Origin of the sequence: Nocardia sp. NPDC006982 (assembly GCF_042869435.1) — a bacterium.
Taxonomy (GTDB): Bacteria; Actinomycetota; Actinomycetes; order Mycobacteriales; family Mycobacteriaceae; genus Nocardia.
In genome coordinates, this window is sequence record NZ_JBIAFV010000001.1 from 24,767 (window position 1) to 44,997 (window position 20,231).

Sequence of the window (20,231 nt, forward strand, 5' to 3'; positions counted from 1 at the left end):
GCCTCCCATGCCATCGACGATCACAGAATATCTGCCGAATCCCGGCAGGTTTGGCGCATGCGCCCGATGCCGTCGATCTCGAGATCGATCACATCGCCGGGGAGCAGGTAGGGGAAACGGCCGGAGAGGGCTACCCCTTCGGGGGTTCCGGTATTGATGAGGTCGCCGGGTTCTAGGACCGCGTACTGGGACAGGTGCCAGACCAGGTACGCGACGTCGAAGATGAGGTCGGCCGTCGAAGAGTCTTGGCGCGGTTCACCATTGACCCACGAGCGCAGGCGCAGGTCCTTCGGGTCGAGGCGATCGGCGGGGATCAGGGCGGGGCCGAGGGGGTTGAAGGTCGCGCAGCACTTGCCCTTCGACCATTGGCCGCCGGATTCCTCGAGCTGGAAGCGGCGTTCGGAGACGTCGTTCGAAATGGTGTAGCCCGCAATATGTTTCATGGCGGTGTCGGGGGACCCCAGATAGCTCGCCCGGCGGCTGATCACCACCGCCAGCTCGACCTCCCAGTCGGTCCGGTCGGACCCGCGCGGGATCATCACGTCGTCGTACGGCCCGACCACGGTATTGGGTGTCTTGAAGAAGACCACCGGTGTACGTGGCGGTTCCGCTCCCGATTCAGCGGCGTGCGCGGCATAGTTCATGCCGATGCACCAGACGGCCTGCGGGCGCGCGATCGGTGCGCCGATGCGTTGTCCGGTGAGGTCGATGGGCGACAGCAGGCCCTGTGACAGCGCCGCCGCGGTCTTCGATATGCCGTCCGCGGCGAGGAACGCGCCGTCGATATCCGGTGTCAGTGTGGACAGATCATAGGTTTGAACGCCGTCGACCACGACCGGTCGCTCCGCGCCGACCGCGCCGATCCGCTGCAATTTCACGCACTAGCTCCTTTATTGGTGGGTTCCGCCTCATCGGCGGACAGCCGGTATACGCGCCGCGCCGTCGTGGACAACACCTTGACGCGATCGTCCGGGGCAAGTCCGCCGAGGACCTGGACAGTGGCCCGCCAGACCTCCGCATAGGATGCGGCGGTCAGGGTGAACGGCCAGTCCCCGCCCACCATCAGCCGATCCGGCCCGAACACCGCCAGCGCGTGATCGACGTACGGCTGCCAATCGGCGGCTGTGAATCCGGGCTTGGACACCGTGGCCAGGCCGGAGATCTTCGCCACCACATTGGGTTGCTCGGCCGCGGCGGCCAGCAGATCCGCCCACGGCTGCCAGTCGCCGGACGCGATCGGCGGTTTGCCCAGATGGTCGAGAACCACTGTGAGCGTGGGATGTTCGGCCGCCACCGCCAGCACCTGCGCCAGCAGATCGGAACGCTCGGCCACCGCGTCGAAACTCAGACCGGCCTCGGCGAGCATGGCCAGGCTGTCCGAAACCTCGGCTCGCAGTAGCCAGGTCGGATCCGGGTCACGGTGGATCAGGTGCCGCACTCCGACGTACTCGGGCCGCCGCAGCCGGGCCAGCTCGAAGGCGGCCCGCCTGGGTTCGTGCAGCGGCAGCCAGCCGACCACGACCGCCGGGCGGGGGGCGTGCGCCGCCGCGTCCAATAGCGCACGATTCTCGGCCAGTGAATCGGACGCCTGCACCAGCACCAACCCCGCGATATCGTGCTCGGGCAGTTGCGGGTCGAGGTCGTCCAGCGTATAGGTGCGAAACAAGACATCGGATGTATTTGTCAGCCAGTCGTATTCGACATGGAATTTTCCACCTCGAACGTCCCAGACATGCACATGTGCGTCTACAGTCATCGGAGGCATGTGTTCACATTCTCGAAAGTGAAGGAACCGGTTTGTCGGTCACCGACGATGCGATTGCGAAGATCAAGGCGATGATCGTCTCGGGCGATCTGACGCCCGGATCGAGGTTGCCGCGTGAGGCCGATCTGGCCGCCGAGCTCGGGGTGTCGCGCAGTTCGCTGCGAGAGGCGGTGCGCGCCCTCTCGCTGGTGCGAATCCTGGACGTGCGCCAGGGCGACGGCACCTTCGTGGCGAGCCTGGAGCCGAATTCGCTGCTGGACGCCATGAGCTTCCTGCTGGAGTTTCATCAGGACGACTCCGTGCTCGACATCCTGGGCGTGCGGCGGATTCTGGAGCCCGCCGCGACCGCGCTGGCGGCGCAGCACATGACCGACGAGGAGATCACCCACCTGCGCACCCTGGTCGAGCCCGGCAGTGCGTCGGTGACCGATCTGGTCGCGCTCGACCTGAGCTTCCACGCCGCCATCGCCACTGCTTCCGGCAATAAAGTCCTTGCCTCGCTGCTGGATTCGCTGTCCATGCCGACCACGCGCGCACGGATCTGGCGTGGCGTCACCGAGGAGGGCGCGTTCGAGCGCACGGTCGCGGAGCATCGCGGCATCTGCGACGCGATCGCCGCGCATGACCCGCAACTGGCGCAGGCGCGGGCGCTGGCGCATGTGGCCGGGGTGATGGAATGGCTGGGCCGGGCGGTGGAGTGAGCGGCTCATCGCGGTGCTCGATTCACCACAGCGCCTGATCCTCTAGCTCGGACCAGAGTTCTTCCGGCACAGGCAGATCGAGCATGGCAATGCTGTCATCGATCTCCGCGCGAGTACCGGACCCGAGCACGATCGCCGTCACGGCGGGATGCCGCCGCGGGAACTGCATGGCCGCCGCCCGCAGTGGCACACTGTATTTCGTGCACCGCCGCTCCAGGTCCCGCGCGCGGGTGACGACGGCGGATTCCGCAGTGCGGTAGTCGAAGGTGGCCTGCCGGAAGGGATCCGCCAGCACTCCGCTATTGAGCACCCCGGCGACGAGCACCTGGATCCCACGTTCCGCACATTCGGGCAGCAGTTGCTGCTCGGCTCGGCGGTCCAGCAATGAGTACCGCCCGGCAATCATGACGGTGTCGATGGCCGACTCCCGCACGAACCGCAATGCGGTCTCGACGTGGTTGACGCCGATACCGATTCCAGCGGTCAGCCCTTCGTCCCGCATCCGTTCCAGCTCCGGCAGTGCCTCGCCCAGGGCTTGGTCCATATGCGCCTCGGGGTCGTGTACGAGCATCCGATCGACCCGATCCAGCCCGAGCCGAATCAGCGATTGCTCCAGCGACAGCCGTACGCCTTTCGCCGAATAGTCCAGCCGCCGTGACCGTTTGGGCGCACCGTAGAACTCATCGGCCCCGTCGGGCGCGTCCGGGTCGTCGTACAGCAACCGCCCCACCTTGGTGGAAACCGTAAACTCCGAACGGTTTCGCTCACGCAGGAACCGGCCGAGGCGCTCCTCGCCGAGCCCGCCGCCGTAGTGCGGTGCCGTATCGAAACTCCGAATCCCGGCCGCCCACGCCGCTTCCAGCGCCTCCTGCGCCGCGTCCTCGTCGACCGAACGGTACAGCCCGGCATACCCCGCACCACCGAGCACCACCTCGGCGCGCGGTCGCGGGTTCAGCTCCCAGATCACCGGCAAACCGGCCTCCGGCGCCGAATAGTCGTGGGGGACATCGGTGAACCCGCTCATGCGAGCCTGCCAGGCGATATTCACCGGCAAACCAGCCAGTTCGGCCAGTAGCTTGTCATAGCTGTCGCAGTCGATGACATGGAACAGATCCAACCCGCTGCGCCAGATGGTCCAGCCGGTCGCACCAGCGGCGCGAATGGCCGCGACGAGGTCGGCCGGTACCGCGCGATGGGCGGCCTCGTACTCGGCCCCCGCACCCGGTTTCAGTCTGGTGTGCAAGGCGATTCGCATGCTCACTCCTGCCGCCGTCCGCTGGCGATGCGAGTGATGACCAGGGCGACGAGGATGAGCGCCCCATTGATGAACTTCAGCGAATCCGCGCTTACCCCGCCGTAGGACAGCAGCTTCTGGATCAGCGTGAGAATCAGGATTCCGAAGAACGCGCCCACCACCGACCCGCGCCCGCCATTGAGTGACACGCCGCCGATAACGCAGGCGGCGAACACATTGAAGATCATCCCGTCGCCCTGGCTGACCTGGACGCTGGCGAACTGCCCGGAGTAGATGAGCCCGCCGACCGCGGCCAGCACCCCGGCGATCACCAGCACGGCGATGACCACCCGATCGGTGCGAATACCGGCGGCTCGCGCCGCGGCCTCATTGCCGCCGACCGCGTACAGTGCCCGCCCGGCCGTGGTGTAGTTCAGCACCAGATATCCGATCACGAACAATGCCAGGGCGATGAGCACGTTCGCCGGCAGGCCCAGAACTCGTGCATTGCCGAGCCATTCGACCGAGTCCGGAATCTTGGTCAAGGTGAACCCGGACGTGAGGAAGGTCAGCAGCCCGCGCAGGGCGATGAGCATCGCCAGCGTGACGATGAACCCGTTGAGGCCGAAGCGCACGATCAGCAGGCCGTTGACCACACCGACCGCCGCGCCCACCAGTAGTGCGATCGGAATGCTCATCCACGGCGACGCCCAGGTGAACGCGCCGACCTCGGTGGTGCCCATGGTCACCCAGATGGCCACCCCCGGCGCGAGGCCGAAGGTGGATTCCAGCGAGAGGTCCATCCGGCCGACCACCAGCACCAGCACCTCGGCCAGCACCAGCAGCGAAATACCGCTCATGGTGCTCAGCACATTGGTGAGATTGGCTGTCGAGACGAAGTTGGTATTGATGAAGTATCCGACCACCAGCGCCAGCAGAATCGGCGGCACCAGCAGCAGATCGCGGAATGCGCTCCAGCGCACGTGGATTCGCGCCCGGTGCGGCGGGGCCGCGGTGGGCGCACCGGGTTCGGTCGCGGTCCGGGTCATAGCAGTCCTTCCATGGCGGTGACGAGCTCGCGGTCGTTCCAGCCCTTGTCGAAGCGGGCGGTGAGCCGTCCCTGCACCAGGACCAGCACTCGGTCGGCATCGCGCAGATCGTCGAGTTCGTCGGAGACGACGAGGACGGCGGTGCCGCGATCGGCGGCGGCGCGCACCACCGCGCGCAGAGTTTCCTTGGAGCGCACGTCGACTCCCGCGGTGGGGGTGATCAGCACCAGCACTCGCGGTTCGGTGGCCAGGGCACGGGCGAACACCACCTTCTGCTGATTGCCGCCGGATAGTTCGGCGACGCTCTGTTGCGGGCTCTCGGTCTTGATATCGAGTTCCGCAATGGCGGTGCCCGCCAGCACATCTCGGCTGCGCCGTGACAGCAGGCCGAACGGGCCGAGCTTGTGCGGCACGGTGAGGGTGGCGTTGTCGGCCACGCTCATGGACAGGATCAGCCCTTCCTCGTGACGATCGCGCGGCACGAATCCGATCCCGGCCTCGCGCGCCGCCCGCACCCCGCCGCCGCGCAGCGGCCTGCCCGCCACCAGTACCGATCCGCCTGCCGCCCTGCGTAATCCGACAATGGTCTCGGCCATCTCGATGCGTCCGCTGCTGCCGCCGCCGGCCAGTCCGACGATCTCACCTGGGCGCACGTCGATGTCGATCTCGTCGAATTCGCCGACGCGCGTGAGCTTCTCCACCTTCAATGCCGGTGCGCGGGCGGCGTCGGGGACCTGTCGTGGCACCGCGGTTTCCAAATCCGTCGAATCGCCGGTCATGGCGGCGATGAGCGCAGGCTTGGCCAGTTCGGCGACCGGAGCCGTGACGATATGCCGGGCATCGCGGAAAACCGTGACGTCGGAGCAGATTTCGTAGGTCTCGTCGAGATGATGGGAGATGAACAGAAAGGTCACGCCCTGTTGCTGGAGGTCCCGAATCCTGGCGAACAGGCGCTTGATGGCGGGACCGTCCAGCTGTGCGGTCGGCTCGTCGAGAATGATGAACCGCGCGCCGTGCGAGAGCGAGCGCGCGATTTCCACCAGTTGCCGATGCTCCACCGACAGCTCGCGGGCGAGCGTATCCACCGAAACCGGCACCGACCAGGTATCCAGCAGCTCCCGCGCCCGCGTCCGCAGCGTGCGCCAATTGACCAGGCGCCCACCGAAACCCTGCCGATTGACGAACAGATTCTCCGCCACCGACAGGTCGGGAATGATCGTGGAGTGCTGGTAGACGCATGCCACGCGGGACCGCCAGGCATCCCGGTCGGCGGGCGCAGGCGCCGGGTGACCCTGGAAGCGCACCTCCCCCTCATCAAGAGCTGCGAGTCCGGTCAGAATCGACACCAGGGTCGACTTCCCGGCGCCGTTTCGCCCCACGAGCGCATGCGTGCGGCCAGCGGTGACGCGCAATCCGACGCGATCGAGCGCGATATTGCGGCCGAACCGCTTGGTCACCCCGATCGCCTCGGCCACCGGTGGACCATCCGGTTGTTGCTGTGAAACTATCTCGGGCACTGCGGTTTCCATCGCTAGGGTGTCGATCCGTTCAGCGCCCGCGGCCCCACAGCGCGGGATCGGTGCTCGCCACCGTGTCCATATCGCCGACCTTGCCGCCGGTGCGGGTCACGACCGGCGCCGGGAGCTGATCCTCGAGCTGGCCGCCGCCGGTGTCGACAATGGTCGAGCCGTGATCGGTCGGACCGGGAGTGAACTTCTTACCGTCCACGGCCGCTTTCGCGTACATCGCGGCGTACTGCGCGTACATATCGGCGGGTTGCGAGACGGTGGCGTCGATATCGCCCGCGTCGATGGCGTCGAGCTCGGCCTTGATGCCATCATTGGACACGATCGAAATATGACCCGGCTGACCGGCTTTCACGAGTTTGCCGGTACGCTTGAGCAATGCCAGCGTCGACTGCAGGAATGCGCCGCCGGCCTGCATGTAGATGCCGTTGATATCCGGATCGGTGAGCAGCTTGTCCTGCAGGCCCGAGGTGGCCTTGTCGGCCTTCCACTCGGTGGGGATTTCGATCACCTTGATATTCGGGTATTTCGTCCGCATGCAGTCGGCGAACGCCTGGGAGCGGTCGCGGCCGTTGATCGAGGCCAGATCACCCTGGAATTCCACGACTTTCCCGGTACCGTGCAGGGTTTCGCCGAGGTAGGTGCAGGCGTTCGCACCGTAGGCCCGGTTGTCGGCCCGCACCACCATGTACGCACCGCCGCTGTCGGGGCGAGTGTCGACACTGATCACCGGCACGTTCCTACTGGCGGCGGCGGTGAGCGCCGGTTTCGCGGCGGCGGTGTCCTGCGGCGCCATGATGATCGCCTTGACGTCCTTCGAAAGCAGCGTGTCCACGTTGGATTTCAACCGGTTGGAGTCATTGTCGGAGGAGGTGTTCTCGAGCCTCACCCCGGCCGCGGCGGCCTTCGGGCCGAGATACCCGGCGTACGCGCTCCAGAAGTCGGTGTCCGAGCGCGGCTGGTCCGCGCCGACCAGTACACCGTTGTCGGCGCCCTTCCCGACGGCCACGGCGGGACCGCCGCCGGAAGTCTGTTCGCGGGAACAGGCCGCCACGGCGACGACCAGTACGGCGGCTACTGCCGCGCCGATGATCCTGGTGTTCATGAAAGTTCGTGCTCCTTCGCCGAAACCTGGTGTACTGCTGAGAAGGTGGTCGTCTCCAGCCATGCCGCGCCGGTGGGAAAGGTGTAGTCGCGGAGCGAGTCCGGGAGCATCTCGGCGCTGAAACCTGGTGTGCGCGGGGTGAGATAGCGTCCGTCGGCCACCCGGACGGGATCGCGGAAATGCTCGTGCAAATGGTCGACGTATTCGATGGCGCGGCCCTGCATGGTGCCGGAGATGGCGATGTAGTCGATCATCGCCAGGTGCTGTACCAGCTCGCACAGCCCGACCCCGCCGGCGTGCGGGATGACCGGAACCCCGAACTTGGCCGCCAGCAACAGGATTGCGATATTCTCGTTGACACCGGCGACACGGGCGGCATCGATTTGCAGGATGTCGACCGCGCCCGCCTGCAGTAGCTGTTTGAACAGGATGCGGTTCTGGCCGTGTTCGCCGGTGGAGATCGGCACCCCCGCGACACGGCGGCGAATCTCGGCGTGGCCCAGGATGTCATCGGGACTGGTGGGTTCCTCGACCCAAGACAGCCCGGCGGGAGCCAGCCGCGAAATCCATTCTGCCGCTTCATCGACGCCCCAGCGTTGGTTGGCGTCGACGGCCAGGCCGATATCGGGTCCGATGGCGTGTCGCGCGAGCATGACCCGGCGCACGTCCTCGTCTGGATCGCGGCCGACCTTGATCTTGATGGTGCCGAATCCGTCGGCGACCGCTCGCTGGGCGAGGCGGGTCAGCTTGGCATCCGAGTAGCCGAGCCAGCCGGCGGAGGTAGTGTAGGCGGGATATCCGGTGGCCAGCAGGCGTTCGGTGCGTTCGGCCCGGCCCGGTTCGGCCTCGCGCAGGATGGTCAGGGCCTCGTCGGGGGTGAGGGCGTCGGTCAGGTAGCGGAAGTCCACCTGCGCCACCAGGTCTTCCGGACTCATCTCCGACACCAACTGCCACACAGGTTTTCCCGCGCGTTTGGCGGCGAGGTCCCAGGCGGCATTGACGACCGCGCCGATCGCCATGTGCATGGCGCCCTTCTCCGGGCCCAGCCAGCGCAGCTGCGAATCATCGGTCAGGCTACGCGCGAAACCGCCCAGATCGCCGGTGATCTCGTCGACCGAGCGGCCCACCACCAGATGATCGAGGGCCTGGATAGCGGCCTGCTGCACCTCATTGCCGCGCCCGATGGTGAACGCGAAGCCGTGGCCGTCCGGGACCGCCGCATCGTCGGTGCGCAGGATCACGTAGGCCGCTGAATAGTCGGGGTCGGGGTTCATGGCATCCGAGCCGTCCAGTTGGGTCGACGTCGGGAACCGAATATCCAGCGTGTCCAGCGCCGTAATGAAGGCCATGCGTGATCCTTGCTGTCAGAAGTGATCTGGGTCACGACTATACATCCGATGTCTCGGAACGCAAGGGTTGTTGATCCCGGCTAATTCCCAGGAAATAGGCCGAATGCAGGGTTCCGTTCGCCGAGTGGTGTTATCTTCCGAAGCTGTAAACATCGGATCAGTGCACGGATGAGGTCGGTATGACTTACGGGGAGTTGGACGGGTTGACCGCCGTGGTGACGGGCGGCGGATCCGGCATCGGCCGGGCGATCGCGACCGCATTCGGCCTCGCTGGTGCGCGGGTGGCCGTGCTGGATCTGCGGCCGGGCCCACCGGTCGGACGCGATGGCCTGGCGTTGGCATGCAATGTGTGCGAGGACGATTCGGTGCGCGCGGCCATCGAGACCGCCGCCGACGCATTCGGCCGCCTGGACATCGTGGTCAACAATGCGGGCATCGGTGCCCAGGGAACCGTCGAGGACAATACCGACGACGAGTGGCAACGCGTCTTGGACGTGAACGTGCTCGGTGCCGTGCGGGTTTCCCGTGCCGCTTTACCTCACCTGCGCCGCTCGCCCGCCGCCGCGATCGTGAACACCTGCTCGATCGCCGCCACCACCGGCCTGCCGAACCGCGCGGCCTACAGTGCCAGCAAGGGCGCGATCCTCGCACTGACGCGCGCCATGGCGGCCGATCACCTCTCCGAAGGAATTCGAGTCAACTGCGTGAATCCGGGCACGGTTGACACCCCTTGGGTGCAACGCCTGCTCGCCGCTGCCCCTGATCCTGCCGCGGAACTCGTTGCGCTCCAAGCGCGTCAGCCGCACGGCAGGCTGGTCAGCCCCGAAGAAGTCGCGGCCGCCGTGTTGTATCTCGCCGGACCACACGCGGCTTCGACCGCCGGCGTCATGCTGGAAGTAGACGGCGGCATGCACTCACTCCGGCTGCGTACGCCCAATGGCCGCCCGAATATCGCCGAGCAACAGGAGAATTCGATCCGGTGACCGAACGCCGCATCCCGAAATACCGTGACCTCGCGCCGTTGGTGAAGTTCGAGCGCCCCTTCGGTGGCCTCGACCACAAACTCGCTCGCGCCCAAACCATCTGGGACCTGCGCGAGTTGGCTCGCAAACGCACACCCAAGGTCGCCTTCGACTACACCGACGGCGCCGCCGACGCCGAAATCAGCCTCCAGCGGGCCCGACAAGCCTTCCAAGACATCGAATTCCGCCCAGCCATCCTCCGCGACGTCGCCGACATCGACACCAGCACGACCATCCTCGGCAAACCCTCCCAACTGCCCTTCGGCATCGCCCCCACCGGCTTCACCCGCATGATGCACACCGCAGGCGAAGTCGCCGGCGCCCGAGCCGCCGCCCGAGCCGGAATCCCCTTCACCCTCTCCACCATGGGCACCACAGCCATCGAAGACCTGGCCGCCGCCACCAATCCCCAGGCCCGTAACTGGTTTCAGCTCTACATGTGGAAAGACCGGGACCGCTCCCTGGCCTTGGTCGACCGCGCCGCCACGGCAGGCTTCGACACCCTGGTAGTCACAGTCGACGTCCCAGTAGCCGGCGCCCGCCTCCGCGACGCGCGCAACGGCATGACCGTCCCACCCTCGATAACCCTCACGGGCGCCTTCGACGCGATCCGAAAACCCCGCTGGTGGTTCGATTTCCTCACCACCGAACCCCTGGCCTTCGCCTCCCTGGACCGCTGGTCCGGCACCGTCGCCGACCTCCTGGACGCCATGTTCGACCCCACCGTCGACTTCGACGACCTGACCTGGATCCGCGACCGCTGGCCGGGGCGAATCCTCGTCAAGGGCGTCCAAACGGTCGACGATGCCAAACGCCTCGCCGCCCTGGGCGTAGACGGCATAGTCCTTTCCAACCACGGTGGCCGCCAACTGGATCGAGCCCCGGTCCCCCTACACCTCCTCCCCTCGGTGGTCCACGAGGTAGGCGACGACCTCGAAATCCACCTGGACACAGGCATAATGCACGGCGCCGATATAGTCACCGCGCTAGCCCTGGGCGCCCGTTTCACCCTGATCGGCCGCGCCTATCTCTATGGCCTGATGGCCGGAGGCGAATCAGGCGTAGATCGCGCCATCGACATCCTCCGCACTCAGCTCACACGCACGATGAAACTCCTGGGCGTCGGCTCCATACAAGAACTCGAACCCGCCCACGTCCGCCTGCTTTACCAGCGCCCGAGGTAATCGGCACCGCTCCGCGATGCCCGACGACTCCGGTGCTAGCGCGACGGCACGTTTGAGCGTGTAGACCGCAGTGGCATTGTGCGCGAGTTGCCCGTGCGTACGGGCTAGTTGCGGACTCGGAACTTCAGGTGAAGTACGCCCTCGCCATGGATGATCAAGTGCGGATCTTCCAGTCGGTGTTGACCGTCGATGCTGCCGAAATAGGGCTTGCCGGAACCGAATACGACCGGTACCACGTCCATCGCTACTTCGTCGACGAGGCCGGCGGCGAGGATCTGGCCGCCTACCTCGCCGGCGTTCACGGCGATGGTTCGGTCGCCGGACAGTTCGCGGGCCTTGGCTACCGCAGCGGTCACGTCGTCGACGAAATGGTAGGAGGCTTCGGGGTGCCAGCCTTCGGGTTTGGGACGGTGTGAGACGACAACCACGTGATCGCCTGCGGGCGGGCGGCCTTCCCAGCCGTTCACCAGGTCGAAGAGGGTGCGGCCCATGATGATGGTGCCGATCGATTCCCACATGGCGCGAACGTATTCGGCTGAGGCGGCGGAGACCTTGAAGCGGCTGCCGGTTCCGGAATGGTCGAACTTTTCGTCGATGCCGGCCGTGATGGGCGTGTCACCGTTGAAGTACCAGTCGTGCAGCGGGCCGACGTCGTCGTTCTTGTCGGCGATGAAACCGTCTACCGAGACGACGTTGTGCATGATTACGGTACCCACCGATGCTCCTCGAGGCTCGTGCGTTGTCCTATCCGATCTTGTCGGGCGCGGCGCGGCGCGGCTTGTAAAAAATCAATCGGCGGGCATCGGGCCGAGATCCGGCGGGAAGCCTCGATCGACAGGGAACCGGCGACGCAGGGCCAAGTATTCGGTCGGGGTACGGCCGGTGAAGGCCCTGAACTCACGACTGAAATGCGCCTGGTCGAAGTAGCCCGCCGAGTGCGCCACCTCCGCCCAGTCGACCGGGCGCTCGGCGTCGATGGACACGATGAGCTGCGCGAATCGGTAGATCCGCGCCATAGGCTTCGGGGTGATCCCGACATGTGACTTGAACTGTTCGGCAAGGTGATTGCCGCTCACGCCCATCGCGTCCGTCAACGCGCCGACCGGCACCGTGCCGTGCGAGGTCGCCAACCTGGTGCCGGTGTGCCGGACCAGGTCGAGGCCCCGCGGCCAATCCTCGGGCAGCCGCGAACGCAACTCCCGCTCCACCACCCCGAGCATCTCATCGGCAGACGTGCCATCACCGACCTGATTTCGGATTCGCTCCACCGACCGTTGCCAGACAGCATCGACCGGCACCCATCGGTCCCGCAGTTCGCTCGCGGGCATACCGATGAACGGCGAGAGCCCCCAGGGCTTGAAATGCACCCCCACAACCCGCACCCAGTCGGCATACTCGACCACGAACCGCCTGGTCCACACGCCCATGAACCATCCATCGACCAACAGGGCGGGCGCCACCGAGGAATCCGAATCCCACAGCCGAATCGGCCCACCCAGGTTGAGAAACAAATGCGCAGACGGCATCGGCGGCACGTTCATCCGTCGGTGCCGCGGCATCCCCGTCAGGCAGTAGATATCGTCGATGAACCGATCCACCGGCGGCGCAGGGACTCGGCCGACGTAGCGCATAGGGCCAGTTTTGTCGAAGTCCGCCCACGGCGCTATCCGGCTTGTGCCAGATGGACCCCTTTGGTGTCCGCAATCTTCCACGACTCGCGACCATCGAGTCGCCCATGGCCGCCGCCTCTCCACGACAAGCCGTTCACGATTGGCGACGAGGCTCAGCACTGGCTCGAAGTCTCGCGTTCTCCTGTAGACAATCGATTAGCTAATTAGCATAATGGCTAAGTGATCGAGACCGATGTCATCAAGGCGCTCGCCAATGACAAGCGCCTCCAGGTTCTGGAGTGGTTGCGTCATCCCGTGCGGCACTTCCCGCCGCAACGTGACGGTGACCTGGTCGAGGACGGGGTGTGCTCGTTGTTCATCGCCGAGAAGCTCGGGGTGAGTCAGCCGACGTGCGGCGAGCACCTGCGCGTGCTCTGCCAGGCGGGCTTGATCCGCGGCAAGAAGATCAAACAGTGGGTCTTCTACCAGCGTGACGAGGACCGTATCGCGGAGATCAAGGAGATGTTGAGCGGTGAGTGGTGAGCAGGGCGGCGGTCTGTACGCGCGGCTGATAGCCGAATTGGATTCCGGCGGTGCGCGATACCGCGTGCTGGAGCATCCGCCCGAAGGCCGCACCGATCTGGTCAGCGCGTTGCGTGGTCACGATGCGGGCCAAGCGGCCAAGTGTCTGGTGGTGATGGTCAAGGCGGGCAAGAAGAACACCCGCTACGTCCTGGCGGTGGTGCCCGGCGACGCCCAGCTCGACCTAGGGGCGATCAAGGCGCTGCACGACGGCACCTACGCCGGATTCGCGAGCAAGGATCGGGCCGAGGAGCTGGCCGGCTCGGTCAGTGGCACCGTTCTCCCGTTCAGCTATCACCCACACCTACACGTCGTCGCCGACACCGGACTCCTGGCACTTCCCGAATTGTATTTCAACGCAGCGCGGTTGGACCGTTCGATCGCCCTGGCCACCGACGACTACCTCCGCCTGGCCAACCCCCGGATCGCCGACATCGCCACCGCGAACTGAACAGTCAGGAGTTCCGTGTCCCGGCCCGATTTCGGCTACCAAATCAATTATGAGCCAATGTTTTCCGCGTTGCAGACGATGGATGTCCAACAACTCATCGAGCAAGTCGATCATCCCTGGTACAACCAGACGCTGATCCAAATCGGCGACGTGGTGGTGCGACTCGGAGTGATGCAAGCGAATTCCATTGGCACAAGCACGACGCGCAAGACGAGTTCTTCTTCGTCCTCGATGGCCTGTTCCGGATCGAGTTGGAGAACTCCGCGCCCGTCGACCTGCGACCGCGGCAAGGTTTCACCGTGCCAGCCGGGCTTCTGCACAAACCGATCGTCCCCGTCCGTAGCGCGGTTCTCAGGATCGAGCAGTCGGGCGTGAACGCGACTGGCGACTGAAACCTCTCCGCCAGACAGAGCACCCTGACAGCATCGGGAGTTACGTTTCGTCGAGGCCCGCCTTCATGGCCCCCATGCGGCGTGGACGTTATGCGACTCGCGGATCAGCGCCGCGATCCTGCGCCGCAGCCTTCGCAATGAACGCGCTCCATCCGGCGTACCCCCGCGAGGTGCCGTGCAGGTTCATCCCGCCCGCCGGATAGTTGGCGAAGGATTCTCAGCAGACGCCTCCGGCGGCGACGATGTTCTGTCCAGTCACCCACCGTGCACTCTCGCCGGCGAGGAACGCGATCACCTCGGCGACGTCCTCCGGCTGGCCGACTCGTTTGAACGCGGACATTCCTGCGGCTACCTCCCGGTCCCGGTCCGGCAGCAGGTCGGTGTCGGTGAATCCGGGAGAGACGGCGTTGACGGTGATCTGACGCTCACCGAGCTCGCGGGACAGCACCCGGACGAACTGCTCGATCGCGCCTTTGCTGCCGAGATACAACGACAACTGGTCGAACAACAGCCGGGTGCCGCTGGTCGAGGTGACGACGATTCGGCCGCCGTCAGGCAGCCGTCGGGCAGCTTCCTGCAGGCAGAAGAAGACGCTCTTGGTATTCGCGTCGAAGATCCGGTCGTAGTCCGCCTCGGTGCATTCGATGAGGGGCTTGATCAGTGCGTCGGCCGCGTTGGCCACCACGATGTCCAATGTTCCGAAGGCCGCTTCGGCCTCGTCGAACAGCCGGGTGACCTCAGCCGGTCGGGACAGGTCGGCGCCGACGGCGATCGCCTTACCGCCGCTGTCGACGATCCTGCCGACCACTTCCTTGGCCAGCCCCTCGTTGGTCCGGTAGCCGATCGCCACCACCGCACCCCGCGCGGCCAGCTCCAGAGCAGTCGCACGACCGATCCCGCGGGACGCCCCCGTCACCAAGGCCACTTTGTCCGCTAGAGAAGATGACACCGATTACTCCTGTCCATCGTCATGTGCTTCGCCGATTGTGCTGGTCATCGTCGAAGCTGAACAAGGCCTTCTTGCGCATCGGATGATGCGTTCCCGGCAACGATCGCACCGAATGCCTCGACCAGCGGGTTGGTGTCGGTACAGCGCCGCAGCAGGACACGTTCAACCGGTGGCAGATCGGCGATCGGAACCAAGTTCACCGCGTGGCCGACGGCTCGAACCCCGAATCCGGCGACCGTGATATGCACCGCCCGAGCCGTGCTGACGAGCAGCGCGGTGTGTTGGAAACCGACGGTGCTGACAGCGCGGTCGAGTTCCCGGCCGGACGGCGTCACCACCGGAACGATCGCGCGCCGCAACGTCGAATTCAACCCCGTCTCCATCCGAGGAATCGGCCAGTCGACCACCTCGTCGGTGAATATCTCGGCCCGCTCGGCAAACCGATGATGGCCCGCGACCGCCAGCATCCGCGCCTGTTCGTCGATCCGCGCCGCGACGGTCACACCGTGGACCTGCTCCGGCGGACGCCAGGTCACCAGCAGATCGACCGCGCCCCGCCGCAGCGGCTCGTAGGGATCGCTGAGCGGAACCTCCACCACGGTGACCGAGCACTCGGGAAACCGAAAAGCGAACTCGCGCATCCCCTGAGCGAACACTCCGTCAGCAGTGAAGGTGTGATACCCGATCCGCAATTCCTCCGTGCGCCGCGTGCCCCGCTGGAACTCCACCAGCAGATCGTTCAGCCGCGCATATGCAGGTCCCACATCAGCCAATACCTGCCGCCCCAGCGCCGTCAGCGTCACCTGCCGACTGGTCCGCTCGAACAACGCCCCACCGATCCGCCGCTCCAACGCCGCCACCAACCGGCTCACCCGCGACTGCGACAACCCCAACCTGGCCGCGGCCCGGCCGAAATGCAGCACCGCCGCCACCGCGAGGAAAGCCTCGAGTTGCTGCGGATCGAACCTGCGCCCCGCGGAAACCTGTAGATCATCCCGGTCCACGACATCGAGTATGTGGCCGCCCTTCGCGATCTCACCCTACGTGTTCCCACCCTGGGCAAATTCAGATCGTCCTCCCGTGGAGTGACCGGCCGATGTACGCACGGATCAACGCTCAATTCACCAACGACATCTTTGGTTGCAACGCAACCACCGCGACGAGGTGAGCAGAGCAGGAAATAATACCGTGGTGGAAACCTTGACGTCGCATCCTCTGCGACGTCTGCGCGGGCACTGCCGGGCCAGAGGCGATCAGGCCGTGACTGGCTGTATCTCCTGGGCGGACCGCGCGTCGTAGGCGTCGCGTGCGTTCAGGACGGCATTGATGTTCTCCTCGGACCAGGCGCGGATCGCGCGCATCAGCGAGGTGACGCTCTCGCCCAGCCCGGTAGCCGCATATTCGACCTTTGGTGGAATGGTCGGGTAGACCGTGCGGGTGACCAGGCCATCCCGCTCCAGGGTGCGGAGGGTCTGGGTGAGCATCTTCTGGGTGATGCCGTCCAGGCGACGCCGCAGTTCGCCGAAGCGCATCGGGCCGCCGGCCAGTGCGCCCATGACCAGCATGGTCCACTTGTTGGCGAGTACGTCCAGGATCTGGCGGGAAGGACAGGCAGCCAGGTAGGCATCTGCGCCGCCGTAGAAGCGCAGGTTGTCGGTAGTACCCATGAGGTACCTATATACCTTTGAAGTGCCTTCTGTTCAACGGTTACCGGCTTGCCGAGGATAGGGACATCCCGAACCACTATCCGAGCAGGAGTACGTGACGATGCGCGCGATCACCCAGAAGACCTTCGGCGGCCCCAAAGTTCTGGAGCTCGTCGACGACGCGCCCAAGCCGGCGCCTGGACCGACGCAGGTGCTGGTCCGAGTCAGGGCGACCAGCGTCAACCCCGTGGAACTGTTCGTCCGCTCCGGCGGCTTCCGATTGCTGGGCGAGCCGCCTTTCGTCCTGGGCTGGGACGTCTCCGGGGTGGTCGAGCAGGTCGATCCGGGTGTGCACCGGTTCAAAGTCGGCGACGAAGTCTACGGGATGCCGTACTTCCCAGCCGCGGCCGGGGCGAACGCCGAGTACCTGGTCGCCCCCGCGCGGCAGCTGGCTCGCAAACCCGCGGGGATCAGCCACGAGCAGGCCGCGGCGCTGCCGCTGGTCGGCCTGACCGCCTGGCACGCATTGGTGGAGATCGCGCAGCTGCGGCCAGGGCAACGGGTACTGATCCACGGTGCGGGCGGCGGGCTCGGGCACGTTGCGGTGCAGCTGGCCAAACACCTCGGCGCGCACGTGGTTGGCACAGCGAGCGCGGCCAAGCACGACTTCCTGCGCGAGTTGGGTGCGGACCAGCTCGTCGACTACCAGACGCAGGACTACACCGAGGTACTCCGCGACGCACCGGTGGACGTGGTGTTGGAGACTCTGGGCGGCGGGAACGCCGAGCGTTCCTTCGGCGTGATGCGGCAGGGTGGCGTGCTAGTGACGGCGGTGGAGCGGCTCAGCACCACCCTTCCCAAGCTGGCGGAACAGGCCGGCGTACGCTTCGCGGCGGTCGGCGTGGAGCCGGATCCGGCCGGCCTGGAGGCACTAACCGAGCTGGTCGAGGCGGGGAAGCTGCGGGTGCACTTGCAGCAGGTTTTCCCGCTGGAGAGGGTGGCCGAGGCGCACGAGGTGCTGGCCGCCGGCGGCGTGCAGGGCAAGCTTGCGATCGCGGTCTAAAAGGACCGCGTGAGGTGTGATCAGGCATCGGCGTCCTCTTCTCGATGACGGCATGTTCAGATCTCCCAGGCTCTCTACAGCATTCCCGGTGATCTCGTCGGGCAGCGGCTTTCCGCCCGCGCCGACTCGCAGACGGTGAAGCTCTACTTCCGTGGTGAACTGATCAAAGTCCACCCCAAGGTTGACCCCGGTCGCCGGCAGACCGATCCGGCTGACCTGCTCAGCGATCTCACCGTATATGCGATGCGTGATCTGAATACGTTGCAGCGCAAAGCATTCGGTCACGGTGCTTATGTCGGTGCCGCAGCCGCTTTACCTGGCAATCGACCGTCCCTGGTCCACTCGAGCCTGGCAATCACGCCAGTGCGTAAGGCGAGACGCCACGAATGGCGCTCGTGCTGAGAGCGGGTGGCGCCGCAACGGAAGACTGGCGCGCACCCTGGTGGGCGGCTTACGAGGCACGGCCCGTTCCGGTCGTTGTCACCAATCGATCATTCCACGCCGGTTCATACGAATGGGCGTACCGATGCCAGGTGGTGCTAGCCGGTGACAAGACCGGCTTTCTGAAGAAGGGCACTAAATCCGCTGGTGTGCAACGGCAGTACTAGCCCACGCACGTCACTACCTTCTGCAGCTTTGACATCCATAGGGGCATCGAACTCGCGGTCCGCTACCTCACCACTATCCACATCACCGCGATCAACCAATGGCTCCGATCCGCGTGAGGACGGGCCGACAGGCGCGCGCTCACATACTCCGACACAGGCCCTGGTACCGCCACATCATCCTGGACATGCTCGCCTACGCCTTCCTCGCCGTCACCGACCCAAAAGCCCATGCGGGCTGGGCCGGATCACAGTCGCCGAAATCCGCCGTCTCCTGGCGGTGATCATGCACCCACCCGCACACCCTCACTCTCACCCTGGCCGCCATGGTGAAATCCGCTCTGGTGCATGCCATGTCAAATCGACTCCGAATGCCTGCCGGACCTGGCGTCAATTGGCTACGGTGGAACACGTTTGCCGAGAAGATAATTGGCAAATTTAGATCGGCCACTCCCAGGGAGGGGCTCGACATCGGGTGCGGCTGGGGCAGCGAGTCTGGTACTGGAACTGTTATCCCGGACTGACCTGCGATGTACCGTCGAACCTCTACCAGTTCTCCTTCGCCCCGAAGCCGAACCGGCTCAGAATGTTCGCCACCGGAGCGCAGATCCAGCACTATCACCGCGACGTGGTACGGCGCTTCGGCCTGGAAGAGCACCTCGAGGTGAATGCTGAAGTCGTTGCCGCCGAATTCGTTTCGGATGTCTGGCGCGTCCGTCTCGCCGACGGACGAGAGCTCGCGGCCGACTTCCTCATTGCCGCAACCGGCGTGCTACACCACCCGAACACACCCGACATTCCGGGATTGGACCGGTTCGGCGGGAACGTCGTGCACACGGCCCGGTGGACGACTCGGTTAACACCACCGGAAAACGCATCGCCGTCATCGGATCCGGTTCCACCGGAGTACAGATCGTCTCCGCACTGCAATCCGCCGCCGCGCGACTCACCCAACTGTCCTGCACCCCGCAGTGGGTGCTGTGGGGCCCCGACGGACCTGCGGCAACCCGCAATCCTCAGCGCCGCGCTCGGTGCGGCACCGACCGTCAACCGCGCCCTCTACAACGGATTGCTCTGGGGCTCCGGCATTCTCGCCGATATCGCAACCAAACCGAGCTGGCGGCGCTCACTCGTGCAGTCCTACGCCACAAGCTCCCAACGCCGAACTGGTAACCGAGGCCATCACCGAAGTGACCCCGACCGGAATCCGCACCGCCGACGGCCGTCACCACGACCTCGACGTCATCGTCCTCGCCACAGGCTTCCACCCCCACAACTACATGCGCCCGATGAACCTGTGCGGCAGAGACGGCCTATCCATCGACGACGCCTGGAACAGAGGCCCCCGCGCCTACCGCATGACCGCAATCTCCGGCTTCCCCAACATGTTCACCGTCCTCGCCCCGAACTCCCCCACCGGCTCCATCTCCCTGCAATACTCCGCCGAACTCACCGCCCGTTACATCGTCGGATGGCTGAACCGATTCCGCGACCGCGAACTCACCACCTTCGAAGTCACCGAAGAAGCCACCGCCCGATTCAACGACCTAGTCGCCGCCGCCCTCGGCCCGACCGTCTGGAACTCCTGGTATTTCACCGCCGAAGGCACCATCGACCTGTGGCCCTTCGACCGCAAAATCATCGCCGCCGCCGCCGCCGCCGTCGCCGTCGCCGTCGCCGAAATGATCCAGGTGCTGCGCCCCGAAGGAAAACTCATCCTCGTCGACCACATTCCCGTTCATCGGCGGCCGCGAGGTGGGCGCAGCAAGTCAGCGCGGTGGCGTTGTCGGCGGCCAGCACCCGGGCCGAGTCGGCCACTGGCCGACGGAATCGCGCACCTGCAGGGACACGACTCGCGCGTTGCTGTGGTTCGTCGACGGGGTGGCGCGGAAACCCCGCAGCCGCAGGCTGTTGGACACCGCGAAAACTGGAGAAGGCCATCGCGGTTGCGGCTGTCAACGGGTTCAGCAGTCCGAGCGCGGCCAACGGAAGAGCGGC

Annotated in this window: 20 protein-coding genes and 3 pseudogenes; 10 read left to right on the forward strand and 13 right to left on the reverse strand. The window is 65.6% G+C overall.

The genetic code is table 11. From position 1 onward, the window contains the following. Positions 1–20: 20 nt before the first annotated feature. Together ACFYOW_RS00125 and ACFYOW_RS00130 are read right to left on the reverse strand one after the other, a co-directional pair. On the reverse strand, positions 21–878 hold the full coding sequence (locus ACFYOW_RS00125; RefSeq protein WP_387282923.1) for a fumarylacetoacetate hydrolase family protein: 858 nt from the start codon (positions 876–878) through the stop codon (positions 21–23). Next, on the reverse strand, positions 875–1,756 hold the full coding sequence (locus ACFYOW_RS00130) for an amidohydrolase family protein (protein WP_387282925.1): 882 nt from the start codon (positions 1,754–1,756) through the stop codon (positions 875–877). Before ACFYOW_RS00130 ends, ACFYOW_RS00125 begins: the two co-directional genes overlap by 4 nt. Before the next feature lie 41 nt (positions 1,757–1,797). Here ACFYOW_RS00130 and ACFYOW_RS00135 point away from each other — a divergent pair, with 41 nt between their 5' ends. Next, the gene (locus tag ACFYOW_RS00135) at positions 1,798–2,466 is read left to right on the forward strand and encodes a FadR/GntR family transcriptional regulator (RefSeq protein ID WP_355187316.1); all 669 of its coding nucleotides are present in this window, start codon (positions 1,798–1,800) and stop codon (positions 2,464–2,466) included. A gap of 22 nt (positions 2,467–2,488) precedes the next feature. Here the strand turns inward: ACFYOW_RS00135 and ACFYOW_RS00140 are convergent, their stop codons facing one another. The 5 genes from ACFYOW_RS00140 to ACFYOW_RS00160 form a co-directional block, all read right to left on the reverse strand. Continuing rightward, entirely contained in the window at positions 2,489–3,721 is a 1,233-nt protein-coding gene (locus ACFYOW_RS00140) for an aldo/keto reductase (protein ID WP_387282928.1), read from the reverse strand. A gap of 2 nt (positions 3,722–3,723) precedes the next feature. Next, on the reverse strand, positions 3,724–4,749 hold the full coding sequence (locus tag ACFYOW_RS00145) for an ABC transporter permease (protein WP_387282930.1): 1,026 nt from the start codon (positions 4,747–4,749) through the stop codon (positions 3,724–3,726). Then, positions 4,746–6,224, reverse strand: a complete 1,479-nt coding sequence (locus ACFYOW_RS00150) for a sugar ABC transporter ATP-binding protein (RefSeq protein ID WP_387282932.1) — start codon at positions 6,222–6,224, stop codon at positions 4,746–4,748. Before ACFYOW_RS00150 ends, ACFYOW_RS00145 begins: the two co-directional genes overlap by 4 nt. Before the next feature lie 73 nt (positions 6,225–6,297). After that, positions 6,298–7,380 (reverse strand): sugar ABC transporter substrate-binding protein, encoded by a 1,083-nt coding sequence (locus tag ACFYOW_RS00155; RefSeq protein WP_387282934.1) that lies wholly within the window; start codon positions 7,378–7,380, stop codon positions 6,298–6,300. Beyond that, positions 7,377–8,729, reverse strand: a complete 1,353-nt coding sequence (locus tag ACFYOW_RS00160; protein WP_387282936.1) for an enolase C-terminal domain-like protein — start codon at positions 8,727–8,729, stop codon at positions 7,377–7,379. Before ACFYOW_RS00160 ends, ACFYOW_RS00155 begins: the two co-directional genes overlap by 4 nt. Before the next feature lie 179 nt (positions 8,730–8,908). Here ACFYOW_RS00160 and ACFYOW_RS00165 point away from each other — a divergent pair, with 179 nt between their 5' ends. Together ACFYOW_RS00165 and ACFYOW_RS00170 are read left to right on the forward strand one after the other, a co-directional pair. Continuing rightward, positions 8,909–9,712 carry an SDR family NAD(P)-dependent oxidoreductase gene (locus tag ACFYOW_RS00165; RefSeq protein ID WP_387282938.1) on the forward strand — a complete coding sequence of 268 codons (804 nt, stop codon included), beginning with the start codon at positions 8,909–8,911 and terminating at the stop codon, positions 9,710–9,712. Continuing rightward, a complete protein-coding gene (locus ACFYOW_RS00170) occupies positions 9,709–10,935 on the forward strand; it encodes an alpha-hydroxy-acid oxidizing protein (protein ID WP_387282940.1) in 1,227 nt (408 codons plus the stop codon). The genes ACFYOW_RS00165 and ACFYOW_RS00170 overlap by 4 nt, the downstream gene beginning before the upstream one ends. A gap of 104 nt (positions 10,936–11,039) precedes the next feature. Here ACFYOW_RS00170 and ACFYOW_RS00175 read toward each other — a convergent pair whose 3' ends face one another. Beyond that, the gene (locus tag ACFYOW_RS00175) at positions 11,040–11,651 is read right to left on the reverse strand and encodes a dihydrofolate reductase family protein (RefSeq protein WP_387282942.1); all 612 of its coding nucleotides are present in this window, start codon (positions 11,649–11,651) and stop codon (positions 11,040–11,042) included. Between the two features lie 72 nt (positions 11,652–11,723). After that, the gene (locus tag ACFYOW_RS00180; RefSeq protein ID WP_387282943.1) at positions 11,724–12,566 is read right to left on the reverse strand and encodes a helix-turn-helix domain-containing protein; all 843 of its coding nucleotides are present in this window, start codon (positions 12,564–12,566) and stop codon (positions 11,724–11,726) included. Positions 12,567–12,785: 219 nt separating this feature from the next. Here ACFYOW_RS00180 and ACFYOW_RS00185 point away from each other — a divergent pair, with 219 nt between their 5' ends. The 3 genes from ACFYOW_RS00185 (at position 12,786) to ACFYOW_RS00195 (ending at position 13,970) form a co-directional block, all read left to right on the forward strand. Continuing rightward, positions 12,786–13,088, forward strand: coding sequence for an ArsR/SmtB family transcription factor (locus tag ACFYOW_RS00185; protein WP_387282946.1), 303 nt, complete (start codon positions 12,786–12,788; stop codon positions 13,086–13,088). Continuing rightward, positions 13,078–13,578, forward strand: coding sequence for a YbaK/EbsC family protein (locus ACFYOW_RS00190; RefSeq protein WP_387282948.1), 501 nt, complete (start codon positions 13,078–13,080; stop codon positions 13,576–13,578). The genes ACFYOW_RS00185 and ACFYOW_RS00190 overlap by 11 nt, the downstream gene beginning before the upstream one ends. A 236-nt stretch (positions 13,579–13,814) precedes the next feature. Continuing rightward, positions 13,815–13,970, forward strand: a complete 156-nt coding sequence (locus ACFYOW_RS00195; RefSeq protein ID WP_387285931.1) for a hypothetical protein — start codon at positions 13,815–13,817, stop codon at positions 13,968–13,970. A 217-nt stretch (positions 13,971–14,187) separates the two neighbouring features. On the opposite strand, the gene ACFYOW_RS00200 is transcribed toward ACFYOW_RS00195, so the two are convergent. The 3 genes from ACFYOW_RS00200 to ACFYOW_RS00210 form a co-directional block, all read right to left on the reverse strand. After that, positions 14,188–14,919 (reverse strand): SDR family oxidoreductase, encoded by a 732-nt coding sequence (locus tag ACFYOW_RS00200; protein WP_387282950.1) that lies wholly within the window; start codon positions 14,917–14,919, stop codon positions 14,188–14,190. 44 nt (positions 14,920–14,963) lie between these two features. After that, positions 14,964–15,923, reverse strand: coding sequence for a LysR family transcriptional regulator (locus ACFYOW_RS00205; RefSeq protein WP_387282952.1), 960 nt, complete (start codon positions 15,921–15,923; stop codon positions 14,964–14,966). A 249-nt stretch (positions 15,924–16,172) separates the two neighbouring features. Continuing rightward, complete coding sequence (locus tag ACFYOW_RS00210) at positions 16,173–16,586, reverse strand: winged helix-turn-helix transcriptional regulator (RefSeq protein WP_387282953.1); 414 nt, start codon at positions 16,584–16,586, stop codon at positions 16,173–16,175. Between the two features lie 100 nt (positions 16,587–16,686). Between ACFYOW_RS00210 and ACFYOW_RS00215 the strand changes: the two genes are divergently transcribed. The 4 genes and pseudogenes from ACFYOW_RS00215 to ACFYOW_RS00230 all read left to right on the forward strand — a co-directional run. Next, a complete protein-coding gene (locus ACFYOW_RS00215; RefSeq protein WP_387282955.1) occupies positions 16,687–17,628 on the forward strand; it encodes an NADP-dependent oxidoreductase in 942 nt (313 codons plus the stop codon). 81 nt (positions 17,629–17,709) lie between these two features. After that, positions 17,710–17,754: pseudogene (locus tag ACFYOW_RS00220) on the forward strand (hypothetical protein); the annotation flags it as partial. A gap of 9 nt (positions 17,755–17,763) precedes the next feature. Further along, positions 17,764–18,030 (forward strand): hypothetical protein, encoded by a 267-nt coding sequence (locus ACFYOW_RS00225; RefSeq protein WP_387282957.1) that lies wholly within the window; start codon positions 17,764–17,766, stop codon positions 18,028–18,030. Between the two features lie 696 nt (positions 18,031–18,726). Next, positions 18,727–19,882 (forward strand): annotated as a pseudogene (locus ACFYOW_RS00230) (flavin-containing monooxygenase); the annotation flags it as partial. Between the two features lie 120 nt (positions 19,883–20,002). Here ACFYOW_RS00230 and ACFYOW_RS00235 read toward each other — a convergent pair. After that, positions 20,003–20,231, reverse strand: a pseudogene (locus tag ACFYOW_RS00235) (hypothetical protein); the annotation flags it as partial.

What these genes read in the sequence shown, in the direction of transcription:
- ACFYOW_RS00145 (WP_387282930.1), bottom strand. Translation starts at nt 4,749, where the DNA reads ATGACCCGGACCGCGACCGAACCCGGTGCGCCCACCGCGGCCCCGCCG.
- ACFYOW_RS00210 (WP_387282953.1), bottom strand. Translation starts at nt 16,586, where the DNA reads ATGGGTACTACCGACAACCTGCGCTTCTACGGCGGCGCAGATGCCTAC.
- ACFYOW_RS00160 (WP_387282936.1), bottom strand. Translation starts at nt 8,729, where the DNA reads ATGGCCTTCATTACGGCGCTGGACACGCTGGATATTCGGTTCCCGACG.
- ACFYOW_RS00180 (WP_387282943.1), bottom strand. Translation starts at nt 12,566, where the DNA reads ATGCGCTACGTCGGCCGAGTCCCTGCGCCGCCGGTGGATCGGTTCATC.
- ACFYOW_RS00215 (WP_387282955.1), top strand. Translation starts at nt 16,687, where the DNA reads ATGCGCGCGATCACCCAGAAGACCTTCGGCGGCCCCAAAGTTCTGGAG.
- ACFYOW_RS00165 (WP_387282938.1), top strand. Translation starts at nt 8,909, where the DNA reads ATGACTTACGGGGAGTTGGACGGGTTGACCGCCGTGGTGACGGGCGGC.
- ACFYOW_RS00130 (WP_387282925.1), bottom strand. Translation starts at nt 1,756, where the DNA reads ATGACTGTAGACGCACATGTGCATGTCTGGGACGTTCGAGGTGGAAAA.
- ACFYOW_RS00155 (WP_387282934.1), bottom strand. Translation starts at nt 7,380, where the DNA reads ATGAACACCAGGATCATCGGCGCGGCAGTAGCCGCCGTACTGGTCGTC.
- ACFYOW_RS00140 (WP_387282928.1), bottom strand. Translation starts at nt 3,721, where the DNA reads ATGCGAATCGCCTTGCACACCAGACTGAAACCGGGTGCGGGGGCCGAG.